We start from the raw sequence: 14549 nt of genomic DNA on the forward strand, positions 1-14549 counted from the left end.
GATTTGCCCATCCTTAATTTTATGATCGAAATTCTCTATACCTGGATCGCAACGACTTTAACCCTGACGTTGCCTGACTTCTCCCCATCGCTGCTAGCTGGGGCTGCTAATGTCATCATTTCTGGATGTTACTTTGCCATCGCTTGGCTAATCAGCTTAGCTATGTGGCGAAACCGGCAATTCGGGTTCGACATCTTCGCCACAGTCTCAGCAGGCATATTTTGGAGCTGCGCTTTCGGCCACAGCGGCCACGCTGCCGAATACCTAGGACTGCCGCACTCTGCGCTAGTGCAAACTGTGTTCGATTGGATCACTGTAATTGCGGCGATCGCTTTTTTGAGTTTGTCCAACCGCTACGGCTTCTTAGTAGGTTCCACCCGCATCCTTAACGCTAAAAAACAAACAGAACAAGCGCTGAGCGAAACAACCCAGCGATTTCACGCAATCTTCGACCAAGCTTTTCAAGCGATCGCATTATTGGAGGCAGACGGTACTCTGATCGAAGCCAATCAGACAGCGCTAAAATTGGGCGATTTCCCAGCATCAGAAGTGCAGGGGCTGAAATTTTGGCTGACACCAGGGTGGGCATCATCCCCAACCAACCAGCAGCGCCTAAAAACGAACATTCAACAAGTTTCTGCCGGAAATTTTGTCCGGGAAGAATACGAAATCACCGGAGCTAACAACCAGGTAACAGTAATTGACTTGTCGTTTAAGCCGCTGTTAAATGCAACAGGAGAAGTATTTCAAATCCTCGCAGAAGGCCGGGAGATTACCAAGCGCAAACAGGCAGAAGCCGCCTTGCAGCAGCTAAGCGCAGAACTAGAGCAGCGAGTGAATGAAAGAACCGAGCAGATCCTGCAAACTAACGCACAATTGGAACAGGAAATTCTCGATCGCACCGCAGCCCAAGAGCAATTAAAAACCTCAGAACTATTCTTAAACAACATCCTCAACAGCATCCCCGACCCGATTTATGTCAAAGACCAACAGCACCGCTGGATTATATTAAATGATGCCTTTTGTCAATACATAGGTCACAGCAGAGAAGAACTAATTGGCAAATCCTACGACCAGTTTTTGCCCAAAGAGGAAGCCCAGAGATATCGAGAAAAAGACGAATTAGTTTTATTGACAAATACCAGCAGCGAAATCCAAAAAACCCTCATAGACCCAGCAGGAAACACCCGCTTTCTATCCGCCAAAAAATCTACATTTGTAGATACCGACGGCAGGAAATTTCTCGTTTCCGCGATGAGAGATATCACCAAGCGCGTGCAAATGGAAGAACAACTGCGACAGACACTCGCTGAAGTAGAAAGCTCCCAAAACTTGCTGCGGACAGTCATTGACGCTACGCCAGACTGCATATTTGTCAAAGATCGAAACTCGCGCTATACCCTAGTCAATGCAAGTTTCGCCACTGCCTTCGGCAAAACTCAAGCAGAAATTATCGGCAAAGACGACGCAGAAATAGGCATATCGGTCGATCGAATCTTTGGCAACTTCCAGGCCCAAACCGATTCCCAGAACCAAATCCAAAACTTTCGGGCAGACAACCATCTCGCCCCGAACTCCAACGACTCAGCAACCTTAGCCGACGGCAAAGTACACACCTTCGACACGCTGAAATTGCCTCTCAAAGACGCAGAAGGCAACACTTTAGGAATGCTCGGCTTGGCACGCGACATCACACAGCGCCGCAAATCTGAACAAGAACTATTGCGGTTCAAAGCAATTTTAGAAACCACAACAGATTGGGTAGGCATCGCCGACTCCCAACAGCGCACCATTTATCTCAACCGCGCAGCCAGAGAAATGTTGAGAGTTGGCGAAAACGCAGATTTAGCCGGATTCAGCATTTCCGACCTGACATCGCCCAAAAGTATCGACACTCTTATCAACGTCGGCATCCCCGCAGCTTGCCGGGAGGGAACCTGGAGCGGCGAGGCAACGTGGCGAACTTTAGACGGCCAAGAAATACCAGTTTCTCAAGTAATTATTGCTAACAAATCCGAGAAGGGAGAAATTGAATTTCTGTCAACGATCGCCCGCAACATTACAGAAAGCAAGCGCACAGAAGAAGCCTTGCAGCAGAACTTGCAAATGCTCGATCTGGCAAGCGACGCCTTGATCGTTCGGGATATGGACGGCACGATTAATTATTGGAATCAGGGAGCCGAACGGATGTACGGCTGGACAAAAAAAGAAGCCTTGGGGAAACTCACCCATATTCTATTGCACAGCATTTTTCCCCAGCCTTTAGCAGCTATAGTGGCACAGTTAGAAGAGCAGGATTATTGGGAAGGAGAAATAATTCACACCACCAATTATGACACCAAAATTACCGTATTCAGTCGCTGGAATTTGCAGCGAAACGAACAGGGAAAACCGAAAGCAATTTTAGAAACTAACAACGATATTACGGAGCGCAAGCAAGCCGAAATCGAAAAGCAAAGATTGATTTCGATCGTAGAAAACAGCTCGGATTTTATCGGCACGGCAACCATGGAGGGACAGGGAACATACCTGAATGCCGCTGGACTTAAACAAGTAGGATTGCAAAATATTGAACAAGTCAAAAGCAAAAGTATGTATGACTTCTTCTCAGTAGAAGATGCTAAGATTTTCAAAGAAGAAATCGTGCCGGCTACTGTACGAGACGGTTTTTGGCAGGGTGAATTCCGCTTGAGGAACTTTCAAACCGGCCAAGACTTTCCGGTTGACTTTACCCTATTTACAGTCAAAAACCCAGAAACCGACGAGCCTATGGGGTTCGCAACAGTTACTCGCGACATCAGCGATCGCAAACGCGCAGAAGAGATGCTGCGCGATCGCGAAAGACTGTTCCGAGCCATTTTCGACCAATCGTTCCAATTCATAGGTCTGCTCAAACCGGACGGCACCGTTTTGGAAGCCAACCAAACAGCCCTCGCCGCCGCAGGCCTGCGGAGCGAAGAAATAATAGGCACTCCGTTTTCTGAAACCCCGTGGTGGCAGATTTCCCCGGAAACCAAGCAACAGATACGAGAAGCGATCGCCCTCGCCGCAGCCGGCGAGGTAGTCCGTTACGAAGTGGATGTGCTAGTTGCCAACGGTGCAGTGGCGACCGTTGACTTCTCCATCAAACCCATTACAGACGAGAGCGGCAAAGTCTTGATGCTAATTCCAGAAGGCCGCGACATCAGCGATCGCAAAGCCCTAGAACGAGAATTAGTTGTGCGTCAAACCCGCTTTGACGCATTTTTCAAAGCCGCCCCGGCCTCAATGTTTATTTTTGACGAGCAGTTGCGCTTCGTGCAAGTCAACGATAAATTAGCGGAAACCACCGGCCCCTCAGTGGCCGAACACCTCGGTAAGACGGTGAGGGAAGTTGTACCCGAAATGGTCGATACCCTACAGCCGATGTTGCAGCAAGTTCTCGTCACCAACCAACCGTTGTTAAACGTTGAAATGTCTGGCTCAACCTTAAACCAACCGGGCGTCGTGCGAGATTGGCTAGCATCATACTTTCCTTTGCCGGGAGCTGACGGCAAACCCATCGGTGTCGGGGGTGTGGTGATCGAAATTACCGAGCGCAAAAAAGCAGAAGAAGAGCGCGATCGATTTTTTACCCTTTCCCTAGACTTGGTTTGTATTATAGGTTTTGAAGGCAAATTCAAGCGCATCAATCCCTCTTGGGAAAAAACACTCGGCTACAAGACGCATGAACTTGAAGACAACTATTATATCGATTTAGTCCATCCAGACGATCGCGAATCAACCATAGAACAAGCGGAAAAAGTAGCCAGCGGCGCCGAATTAAAGTCTTATGAAAATCGCTACCGCTGCAAAGACGGTTCCTACAGGTGGCTGTCGTGGAAAGTGCGACCTGTAACCGAACTAAAGCTCATGTATGCAGTGGCTCGCGACGTTACCGAAAGTAAACAGGCGATGGTGCAACTGGAAAAAACAACAGCCCAATTAGCCAGTTCCGAAGCGCAATTTCGCCAGCAAAGCAATCTCTTGCAACTGCTAATAAACAGCATTGGCGACGGCATAATTGCTGCCGACGAAAAAGGCAATTTTGTTTTGTTCAACCCCGCCGCCGAAGATATGTTTGGCAGGGGTGCGACAGATGCTCTTCCCAATGAATGGTCAGCAAGATACGGTTTATTTTTGCCCGATACCGTAACTCCCTATCCCCCAGCCGACATACCTTTAGCGCGCACGGTTCGAGGAGAAGCCGTGGACGACCTAGACCTTTTTACCCGCCACGCAGGCAACCCAGAGGGTCTGTGGGTGAAAGTTAACGGCCGGCCACTCAAAGACGAAACGGGGGCGCTTAAAGGCGGCGTAGTCGTTTGCCGCAACGTCACCGAACAAAGAGCATCCCAGGAGCGAATGCAGCAGTTGGCCGAGACACAGGAACGCTTGCTGCAAGAACTAAAAACTCGGCAAAATGCCCTAGACGAAGCTGCGATCGTCAGCGAAACTGATGTCCAAGGCGTCATTACCTACGTCAACGACAGATTTATTGAAATCTCCGGTTACAACATAGGAGAACTCCTGCACCGCAACCACCGCCTCGTCAATTCCGGCTACCATCCCAAATCATTTTTTGAAGAAATGTGGGTGACAATTTCTCGCGGTTTGGTGTGGAAAGGGGAAGTCAAAAACCGGCGCAAAGATGGCTCGTTTTATTGGGTAGATTCGACGATCTCTCCCATTTTTGATACCACCGGCACAATAGTTAAATATATCGCCATTCGCTTTGACATCACCGAGCGCAAAGAAGCAGAAGAACGACTAGGAAAATTGGCAGCAGAACGTAAAGCTGAAGCTGATTCTCTGACGCAGCAAGTCCTTAAATTGTTGGGAGAAATTAAAGGCGCGGCTCAAGGTGACTTGACAGTCAGGGCGGAAGTTACTAACGACGTTTTAGGTGCTGTCGCCGACTCTTTCAACTTCTTAATCGGTTCTCTGCGGAAAGTGGTAACGGGAATTCAAACTTTAGCCGAACAGGTAACATCTGCCACCGACGAGTCAATTAACAATACCAGTCAACTCACCCAACAGGCAGAAATTCAAGCAGCAAAAATATCTGCCATCATGCGCGAAATCGAGCGGATTGTGAATTCGATCCGCGACGTGCGAGATGTTTCGGTGCGGGCGGAAACAGTGGCTCAGCAGTCTTCTCAAACGGCTGAAGTCGGCGGTATGGCCGTCGATCGAGCTGTCGAAGGCATTAACGGGCTCCGGTTGACGATCGCCTCTACCTCGAAAATGATGAAGCGTTTGGGGGAATCTTCGCAGCAAATTGGCAAAATTGTGACTTCGATTTCTCAACTTGCTTCGCAAACTAATTTATTAGCTCTGAATGCTACTATTGAGGCGGCGCGAGCCGGCGAACAAGGTTTAGGCTTTGCAGTTGTTGCTGAAGAAGTGCGGAAATTAGCAGAAAGATCCGCCGGCGCTACTGAGGAAATCTCGGAAATTGTCGGTACAATTCAAGAAGAAATCAGCCGAGTGATGAAGGCAATGGAATCCGGGACGCTGGAGGTAGTGGAAGGCACTAAGCTGGCAAGCGAAGCTAAAACTCACCTCAATGCCATCATCGAAGTTAGTCGAGAAATGAATGCTTTGGTGCAGAATATTACTATCGCATCTGCCAAGCAAACTGTTTCGGCTGAGGGGATTGCTAACAGTATGCAGCAAGTCAACGAGATTGCTAATACGACTGCACAAAAAGGTGCGGATGTCAAAGCATCTTTGGACGAGCTGTCTGGTTCTCTGGGCCAATTGCAAAAGTCGGTGGCGAATTTTCGCAGTTAGTTCAGTTGACTGTTAACAGTTGACTGTTAACAGTTGACTGTTATACGAATCACTAATAACTATCGTTGTTGTCGGGGCGGGTTGACAAATATCCTGAATGCGAATTTATAGATAATCGTGAACCAACCCTGACAACAATTACAGTTAAATAACGGCACATATTATATATATAAACTGCCAACAGACAACAAACAACAGTTAACTGTCAACAGACAACAGTTAACTGTCAACAGACAATAGACAACAAACTAATATGAATGATGACGATTTAAACGAATTAATAGATGCTTTTACCGCAGAATGCGAAGAGTTTCTCCAGTCGATGGAGACGAACCTACTGGCGATGGAATCTGCGGGTTTGAAAGAGCGACAAGCAGCAGTTAAAGAAATGTTTCGGGCGGCTCACTCGATTAAAGGTGCAGGTTCGATGTTGGGCTTTCAAAACGTGTCGGTCGCAGCTCACACGCTGGAGGACTGTTTTGTCATTTTGCGCGATCGCACAGACTTGTCGGCTCTGGAACCGACTACTGTGAGTGTTTTGCTGCAGGGGGTGGATGCTCTCAAAAAGATTACGATCGAATCAGTTCAACACTCCGATGTCACAACTCCGGATCAAACGCAAAACTTGGAGGCGATCGCCCAAATTTTCGCTGAGTTCCAGGCCAAGTACGGCAAGTCAGAACAGTCGCCAGTCTCCGCAGTCAGCCAATCTGCCGCCCCGGAAACCCTGAAACAGATTTTTGAACACCAAGTGCCGGCACTCTTCAATCGCCTAGAAACCGAGCTTTCCCAAGCTTCCGAGGCAGATTTGGCAAAAAGCGTCACCGCCCTCAACCAGGTTTACTACCAACTTTCCGGTTTGGCTGGAATGCTGCTATTGCCGGAATTTGGGGAAATCGCCGCAGCCCTCAGGGCTTTGATCGACTCTCCCGACTTGACTCTACAACGGTTGCAATCCGAGGGTTGGGCGATCGCCCAAAACTTGCAAATCGCACGCCAACAAATATTGGAAGGAAGGGCGATCTATCTCCCCAAAATCTCCCCCTCCCCGACTCCCCCCGACTCCCCCCGACTCCCCGACTCCCCAACTCCCCCGGAAATCTCCCCCTCCCCCTCCCCGACAGTCCCCTCCTCCTCCACTCTCCCAGTCCCCAACCCGCAAAGGCCGACAATCCGGGTAGACTTAGAACGCTTAACTGAATTGGTGAATCTAGTCGGGGAATTAGTCATCAACCGTACAAATTTAGAACTTCAAGAATCCGAACTGCGCGGCGAAGTCAAGCGCATCCGCCGCAATATCGTAGATTTGAGCCAATTCGGCGGTCAGTTGCGAGAAGAATACGACAGACTGAGCTTTGCAGAGTGGAGGGGGGGAAACGGGAACTCTGGATTGGGAAAACTTGCAGCAGCAGAAACAGAATTCCCAACGATCGCTAACGGCAAATCCTCTCCGGCCCATGCTCACTTCGATATCTTAGAGATGGATCGTTATACAGAGTTCCACTCGACAGCCGCAGAAGTCATCGAAACTGCCCAAGCAATTTCTCACTCCGCCACCAAATTAGACACCTTAGCGATGAAATTCGAGCGCAGTACCGACCAACTGCGCCGCATTACCGAACAACTACGCAGCCGCGTCATGCAGTTGCGAGTCGTGAGTTTCAGTCGCGCCGTCGATCACTTGCCCAGAGCCCTGCGGGAGATGTGCCTCACATACGATAAGGAAGTCAACCTGCTGCTAGTGGGAAGAGATACCAAAATTGACGAAAGTTTGCTCGATGCTTTGCGCGACCCCTTAATACACTTAGTGAGAAACGCTTTCGACCACGGCATCGAAATGCCCGAAGTTCGGAAAGCAAGCGGCAAGCCCGCCAGCGGTCAAATAGAAATAGAAGCCCGCCACCAAGGCGGCCAAACGATTATTACTGTCGCCGATGACGGCAGAGGCATTGACCCGGAAATGATTCGCCGTAAAGTTGTCACAAAGGGTTTGGCTACGGAGGAACAAGCTCAAGAATTTTCTATTACCGAACTCTACGATTTTCTGTTTTGGCCGGGTTTCAGCACTACAGAAGGGGTCAGCGACCTTTCGGGGCGGGGAGTGGGGCTCGACGTGGTGCGAACAAATTTGCGGACTGTGCGGGGGAGTGTGAAGGTAGACTCTCGCCTCGGAAAAGGTACGAGTTTTATTATCAAACTGCCGCTGCTGCTGTCGATTACTGATGCACTGATGGTGAAGACAGATCACAATAAAATAGCAGTGCCGCTGGATGCAGTCGAGGAAATTCTCCACATTAAAGCCTCGGAAGTTCACATCGCCGGCAATCAGGCGATGCTGTGGTGGCGGGAGGAATTTATTCGTTTGGTGAGGATGCAAGATTTGCTCGAATACAGCGTCGTCGGGCCGGATGCCCCCTCTCCTGACCCTTTGACCCAAGACGAAATTCCTGTCCTGGTTTTGGCTTCTACCGAAGGAATGCTGGCGGTGGCCGTGGAACGGCTGATCGGTCAGCAGGAAATAGTGGTTAAACCTTTGCCGCCGCCTCTATCCAAGCCTCGCGGCGTTTTGGGGACTACGATTTTGGGGGACGGGCGCGTGGTGAATATTCTGGATGTGGACGATTTGGTGGGCCAACCTGGGGTAAATAGTTCGATCGCCGCTGTCTCCGGTAAAGTGCAGGAGATACCGCCGAGTTCGAGTCAGTCACCGCAGATTTTGGTAGTGGATGATTCCTATACAATTCGCCAGTTGCTGTCTATGACGCTGACTCGTGCTCGCTACCGGGTGGTACAGGCTAAAGACGGTGTGGATGCCCTGGAAAAGTTGCAAAATGGTCTTGATTGCAGTTTGGCGATCGTCGATATTGAAATGCCCCGGATGGATGGATTTGAATTGTTGCGAGCGATCAGATCGACCGAGCGCTTTGCTAAGATTCCCGTAGCCATGCTGACATCCCGTAGCGGGGAAAAACATCGGCAAATGGCAATGGAATTAGGCGCAAATCAATACTTCACCAAACCTTACAGCGAAGCCCAACTTTTACAAGCTATTCCCAAATTAATCCACCAATCAATAATTTAATTCACAATCTAAAATTTCCAATCAAATAATCCCTAATCTCAAACACAACTTAAGCAAAAAGTAATTGAAGACGCGAATTATAGAGGAAAGATACGCAGCCGACTCACCTACTAAAATCCAATAATTTTCACTTTCCAATCAAATAATCTTCAATCTTCAATTATCAATCAAATAATCTTCAATCTTCAATAAAATACTTCTAAAATCTAAAATCCAATGACTCACGCCAATTACAATCGCCGATTTCGGAGCAAGAAACAAGCCACTGTTAGAATTGCCCCTAAAAAATTTGTTTCGTTTGAACTAGGAAATATTTACTATGCTGTTCCTATTGAACGAGTGGAGCGCATTGTTAAAAACTTTAATGCCTACGGTATTTTACCTAACGGTAATAGTTTATTGCGGCATCAAGAAGAACTGATTACGATAATTAATTTATCCACAATATTTCCCAGCAGTCCGAGCTTTGCTGAGTGCAAATACCTGATTATTTGTACCTTAAATAAAAGCGATCGGTTGGGGATTCCCATTCCTGATATGCCAAAAATTTTGGAAATTACCGAAGAAAGCTTCTGCGAGATTCCCGAATTGTACCGTCAACAGCAACTGCCTTCGGTAATAGAAAAGTTAATTCGCGCACCTGATGGTTCCGAAGTTTTTTATCTGAATTTCGATCTACTTAGCGAAATGTAGGGTGTTCACTTTTCGAGGTATTATACCAGATGAATGGTATTTATGCAAACAAAAACTTATTGATTTATGAAAAAACTCACAATCATGTCGATCGCCCTACTAATTTTTGCAGGAACTCTCGAACTGCCGAAGGTGGGGCTACAACTAAGTGCGATCGGGCAAATAGAAACACCCCAACCAATCCCAACACCACAACCAATCCAAACACCCCAACCCCTCCAAACACCCCAACCAATCCCAACCCCCCAACCCATCCCAACACCCCAACCACAAACGCCCCAACCACAAACACCCCAACCAATCCAAGCACCCCAACCAATCCAAACACCCCAACCAATCCAAACACCCCAACCAAAAGCAGACGACCCCAAAAACCTCGGCTACGTATCCCCAGAATTTGCCGAAAATTTCTCCCAACAACAAATCGACCTAATCAACGCCAACGTCGAAATGCTGCTGCTAACTCAAAGCTGCTCCCGCTGCGACCTCCGAGCCGTAAAATTAGTTAACATTAACTTAAAAAATCCCATCCTTACAGGAGCAGATTTATCAGATGCCAACCTCAGCGGTAGTCGCTTCGAGATCTCAGATTTTGTCAACACCAATCTAGCTCGCACAAACTTAAGCGGAGCCGAATTAGTGGGAGCGAGAATCAGCAACGCTAACCTCAGAAAAGCTAACTTGACAAAGACAAATTTAGACGGTGCAGACCTGCGATTTTCCGACTTGAGAGATGCCAACCTTTCCGATGCCAACCTCCGCAATGCTAATATAGATGGCGCTAGTATCGATCGAGCAAGTATGGCCGGCACCACAATGCCCGACGGCCGAAAAAATCAATAATATAGCAGAAGGAAGAAGGAAGAAGGAAGAAGGAAGAAGGAAGAAGGAAGAAAGAAGAAGGAAGAAGGAAGAAGGAAGAAGGAAAATGCCTCGTTTCCTGGGCGATTGAAATCGCTTATTGTCAAACTTGTGTCCGCCTACGGAGACTGAATACAAGTTTTTTGATTCCTTGTTCCCAGACTCTGCTTGGGAATAAATATCTAGAGGCTCTGCCTCGTTGCCTCGTTTCCTGCTTCCCTCTTCCCTCTTCCCTCTTCCTTCTTCCCTCTTCCTTCTTCCTTCCATCCGTTACATCCGTCGAGCGAATCCGTTGCCGAACTTCCTTCTGAATCAAACAGCCAAAAACCTCTGAATCACCTCATCACTTAATTCGCTAGTGCTTCCAGAAGCCACAATGCCGCCTTTTTGCATAGCATAATACCAGTCAGCTTGCCGCACAAAATGCAAATGTTGCTCCACCAACAAAACAGAAATTCCCCTAGTAGCAACTACGCGGCGCACGGCAGCTTCAATATCTAAAATAATGGATGGTTGAATCCCTTCCGTAGGTTCATCCAAAACCAGCAACTGCGGCTCACCCATCAAAGCCCTAGCAATAGCTAACTGCTGCTGCTGTCCCCCGCTCAAATCACCTCCCAGGCGATCGAGCATAGTTTTCAAAACCGGAAATAACTCAAAAATTTCATCAGGAATTTCAGGATTTTTGATTTTGGTTGGTTTCGCTTCCAAACCCAACAATAGATTTTCTTTCACCGTCAAACGTGGAATAATTTCGCGCCCTTGAGGCACATAACCAATGCCTAATCTAGCCCGCTGGTGAGTCAACTTAGAAGCAATAGATTCTCCGCCAAAAGCAATAGTGCCACTGCGCGGTTGCAGCAACCCCATAATCGTTTTTAGCATAGTAGTTTTGCCCACACCATTGCGGCCGATCAAGCAAACCATTTGCCCCGCCCTGACGCTTAAATCGACATCGCGTAAAATGTGACTTTCGCCGTAGTAAACATTCAAATTAGAGACTTGTAGCATAGTTTTTAATTGGTAATTGGGCCTGGGAATTAGTAGCAACTAACAAATAACTTCTTCCTTCTTCCTTCTTCCTTCTTCCTTCCATCCGTTACATCCGTTACACAATCCGTTGCCGAACTTCCTTCTTCTTACTCTTCCGGTTTGCCCAAATATACCTCAATTACCCGATCGTCATTTTGCACCTCATCCATAGTCCCCTCACACAAAACCGCACCCTGATGCAACACCGTCACCTGCCGCGCAATTTGCCGCACAAACTCCATATCGTGTTCAATTACCAACACCGAATGACTTTCCGCCAGCGAAATTAGCAACTCTCCAGTTAACATCGTTTCCTCATCCGTCAAACCCGCCACAGGTTCATCTACCAACAACAAATCAGGAGATTGAGCCACCAACATTCCAATTTCCAACCACTGCTTTTCCCCGTGAGAAAGCAAACCAGCCGAAATATCAGCTTTAGCAACTAAACCAATTGTTTCTAACAAACCGGAAACCGTGCGTTTTTCAGCAGCCGAAGCAGGCTTAAACAAAGTCGAAAAAACATTTTTATGGCGGCTGCAAGACAATTCCAAATTTTCGCGTGGCGTTAAATTTAAGTAAACTCGCGGTGTCTGAAACTTGCGACCAATTCCCAAGCGCGAAATCCTATCTTCCGACAACTTGCGTAAATTTTGTCCTTTAAATAATACCCTGCCCTCTGTCGGCTGCACCTTCCCGGTAATTGAATCGAGAAAAGTTGTTTTGCCCGCACCATTGGGACCAATAATAACTCGCAGTTCGCCCGCGTCCATACTAAAATTTAAACCGTTTATGGCTTTAAAACCATCAAAACTAACAGTCAAGTTTTCTATTTCTAAGACTTTTCCATTCATAATTAACAATTAACTCACTAATGAAGAACAACCCATACCTCTTGTAGGTGTGGCAGGCAAATATCCTCCCTTCTTAAGGAGATTTTTTGCCCTTCTCTGACACCATACTTACTACTTTTTGCTGGCAGTTTACTCTCAAGTAAAACTGCTAGAACTGCTCGACAGTGGAGATGGAGCGGCAGCCATAATTCGCTCAGCTAATTTCGAGAGCGGCAGACTTTGCAAATACACTTTTCCAGGCCCGGTTAGCTTGACTAAAAACAAGCCTTCGCCGCCAAATAGAGCATTTTTAAACCCGCCCACAAACTGAATATCGTAATCTACAGTCGGCGCAAAAGCTACCAAACAACCAGTGTCCGCCCGCAACACTTCGCCAACTCCCAAATTTTTCTCAACTATTGTTCCTCCCGCATGAACAAAAGCTAGCCCGTCACCCTGCAATTTTTGCAGGATAAAACCTTCTCCGCCAAAGAAACCGGCACCCAGCCGCTTGGTGAATGCTACCTCAATTTCAATGCCGTTGGCCGCACAGAGAAATGAGTCTTTTTGACACAAAAATTTACCGCCAAGTTGCCCTAAATCTAGGGGAATTACTTTACCCGGATAGGGCGCGGCAAAAGCGACGCGGGCCTTACGATTGCCGGCGTTGACAAAGGTGGTAATGAAAAAACCCGCTCCTGTCAGCATCCGTTTGAAACCTTGAAATAAGCCGCCGCCTGTGGATGTTTGCATTTGGATGTCGCCTTCCATGTATGTCATGGTTCCAGCTTCAGCCCTGACGCCTTCTTTGGGGTCGAGTTCAATCTCGATGAGTTGCAAATCGTCGCCGTAGATTTTGTAGTCAATAATATCTGCCATATGTTGACCCTCAAGTTAAAGAACGAAGCTGTTTGCTAGGGATATCTAAGTAGGTGGACATATATATTGCGTCTCCTCCGAGAGAAACGCAGCTTTTCCCAAGTCTATTGTGATTGCTTTGTTTGTCTCTTGCAAGTGAAATTGATTTATTTCCACCTACTTATAAATTACACGATATTTTTGCACTCAATGTTCAAGTTCTTCTTTTTCGAGCTGCACTTGGGGGTCTTGTTCCAGGCTGGGGTAAGTAGATACGTACTTCGGTTTTCTGAACAGGGCGCGGATTTGGTCGAAACTTTGATCTTGCAGCCATCCGACTATGCCGTCGGGCAGGACTGTTACTACTATTAAGAATAGCGCGCCTTGGAAAAATAGCCACACTTCGGGAAATTGTTCGCTCAAGAAACTCTTGCCAAAGTTGACTAGCAACGCTCCCAGTATTGCTCCCGATAATGTGGCGCGACCTCCCACTGCGACCCAGATTACCATTTCAATTGAAAAGGCAATATCCATTGCTTTTGGCGAAATGATTCCGGTTTGTACGGTAAATAATGCGCCTGCAATCCCGGCTAAGCCGGCGGAAATTGCAAAGACTAAAACTTTGTAGCCTGTGGGATTGTAACCTGAGAAACGCAGCCGCACTTCGTCGTCGCGAATTGCTACTAGCAGCCGACCGAAACGCCCGCTGGTCAACCACCGGCAGAGGGCATAAGTTGCTGCTAGAAATAGTAGGGTGAGAATGTAGAAAATATATTGAGTATCTCGGTCATTGACTGTGGCTCCGAACAGGGTTTTAAAGTCGGTGAGTCCGTTAGTGCCGTTAATCAGTTTTTGCTGACCGTTAAAGAAGTTGAAAAATACAATGGTTGCTGCTTGGGTAAGAATTGAAAAGTAAACGCCTCGAATTCGATTGCGGAATACTAAATAACCTAAAAGTGCGCCCAAGATGGCGGGGATGAGAACTACTGCTAATGCTGAGAAGGGAAATGAATAAAATGGTTGCCAAAACCAGGGGAGTTCGGTAACGCCGTAGAGGTTCATAAATTCTGGCAATTGACTGCTGGCGGTTGGGGGAATTTGCAATTTTAGGTGCATGGCTAAGGCGTAGCCGCCGATCGCAAAAAATACACCGTGTCCGAGACTCAGCAAACCCGTGTATCCCCAAATCAAGTCTATGCCGAGGGCGGCAATTGCTAGTGCTAAAAATCGCCCCAATTGATTGAGCCGAACGTCGGGGAGTATTCCTGGGATGAGTAAGATGAATGTGAGGGCGATCGCGCTGACAATTGCCGCTTCTTTTAGCCAGGGTTTTTGATGTGTTTTCTGCATTTTTCGCTACACTCGCAGTTATAATT

General features: G+C 47.6%; 9 protein-coding genes. 5 read left to right on the forward strand and 4 right to left on the reverse strand.

What is annotated here, in order from left to right:
* The first annotated feature begins 21 nt into the window (after positions 1-21).
* From QUA62_RS17035 to QUA62_RS17055, 5 genes are all read left to right on the forward strand, one after another.
* Entirely contained in the window at positions 22-5814 is a 5793-nt protein-coding gene (locus QUA62_RS17035) for a PAS domain S-box protein (protein ID WP_333405610.1), read from the forward strand.
* A gap of 253 nt (positions 5815-6067) precedes the next feature.
* Positions 6068-8896: a hybrid sensor histidine kinase/response regulator gene (locus tag QUA62_RS17040; protein ID WP_333405611.1), complete on the forward strand. Its 2829-nt coding sequence runs from the start codon at positions 6068-6070 to the stop codon at positions 8894-8896.
* Between the two features lie 216 nt (positions 8897-9112).
* Positions 9113-9589, forward strand: coding sequence for a chemotaxis protein CheW (locus tag QUA62_RS17045; protein ID WP_190662984.1), 477 nt, complete (start codon positions 9113-9115; stop codon positions 9587-9589).
* A gap of 66 nt (positions 9590-9655) precedes the next feature.
* Positions 9656-10432, forward strand: coding sequence for a pentapeptide repeat-containing protein (locus QUA62_RS17050; RefSeq protein ID WP_333405612.1), 777 nt, complete (start codon positions 9656-9658; stop codon positions 10430-10432).
* Positions 10365-10541, forward strand: coding sequence for a hypothetical protein (locus tag QUA62_RS17055; protein ID WP_333405613.1), 177 nt, complete (start codon positions 10365-10367; stop codon positions 10539-10541). Before QUA62_RS17050 ends, QUA62_RS17055 begins: the two co-directional genes overlap by 68 nt.
* Positions 10542-10762: 221 nt before the next feature.
* Here the strand turns inward: QUA62_RS17055 and urtE are convergent, their stop codons facing one another.
* The 4 genes from urtE to urtC all read right to left on the reverse strand — a co-directional run bounded on the left by urtE (position 10763) and on the right by urtC (position 14523).
* Positions 10763-11461 carry an urea ABC transporter ATP-binding subunit UrtE gene (gene urtE / locus QUA62_RS17060; RefSeq protein ID WP_333405614.1) on the reverse strand — a complete coding sequence of 233 codons (699 nt, stop codon included), beginning with the start codon at positions 11459-11461 and terminating at the stop codon, positions 10763-10765.
* Positions 11462-11589: 128 nt separating this feature from the next.
* Complete coding sequence (gene urtD, locus QUA62_RS17065; RefSeq protein WP_333062859.1) at positions 11590-12336, reverse strand: urea ABC transporter ATP-binding protein UrtD; 747 nt, start codon at positions 12334-12336, stop codon at positions 11590-11592.
* 135 nt (positions 12337-12471) lie between these two features.
* Positions 12472-13194: a TIGR00266 family protein gene (locus tag QUA62_RS17070; protein ID WP_333220064.1), complete on the reverse strand. Its 723-nt coding sequence runs from the start codon at positions 13192-13194 to the stop codon at positions 12472-12474.
* Positions 13195-13380: 186 nt separating this feature from the next.
* Complete coding sequence (urtC, locus tag QUA62_RS17075; RefSeq protein WP_333405615.1) at positions 13381-14523, reverse strand: urea ABC transporter permease subunit UrtC; 1143 nt, start codon at positions 14521-14523, stop codon at positions 13381-13383.
* Between the last annotated feature and the right edge of the window lie 26 nt (positions 14524-14549).

The organism is Microcoleus sp. MON1_C1 (assembly GCF_036701945.1).
Lineage (GTDB): Bacteria > Cyanobacteriota > Cyanobacteriia > Cyanobacteriales > Microcoleaceae > Microcoleus.

What these genes read in the sequence shown, in the direction of transcription:
- QUA62_RS17035 (WP_333405610.1), top strand. Translation starts at nt 22, where the DNA reads ATGATCGAAATTCTCTATACCTGGATCGCAACGACTTTAACCCTGACG.
- QUA62_RS17040 (WP_333405611.1), top strand. Translation starts at nt 6,068, where the DNA reads ATGAATGATGACGATTTAAACGAATTAATAGATGCTTTTACCGCAGAA.
- QUA62_RS17045 (WP_190662984.1), top strand. Translation starts at nt 9,113, where the DNA reads ATGACTCACGCCAATTACAATCGCCGATTTCGGAGCAAGAAACAAGCC.
- QUA62_RS17050 (WP_333405612.1), top strand. Translation starts at nt 9,656, where the DNA reads ATGAAAAAACTCACAATCATGTCGATCGCCCTACTAATTTTTGCAGGA.
- QUA62_RS17055 (WP_333405613.1), top strand. Translation starts at nt 10,365, where the DNA reads ATGGCGCTAGTATCGATCGAGCAAGTATGGCCGGCACCACAATGCCCG.
- urtE (WP_333405614.1), bottom strand. Translation starts at nt 11,461, where the DNA reads ATGCTACAAGTCTCTAATTTGAATGTTTACTACGGCGAAAGTCACATT.
- urtD (WP_333062859.1), bottom strand. Translation starts at nt 12,336, where the DNA reads ATGAATGGAAAAGTCTTAGAAATAGAAAACTTGACTGTTAGTTTTGAT.
- QUA62_RS17070 (WP_333220064.1), bottom strand. Translation starts at nt 13,194, where the DNA reads ATGGCAGATATTATTGACTACAAAATCTACGGCGACGATTTGCAACTC.
- urtC (WP_333405615.1), bottom strand. Translation starts at nt 14,523, where the DNA reads ATGCAGAAAACACATCAAAAACCCTGGCTAAAAGAAGCGGCAATTGTC.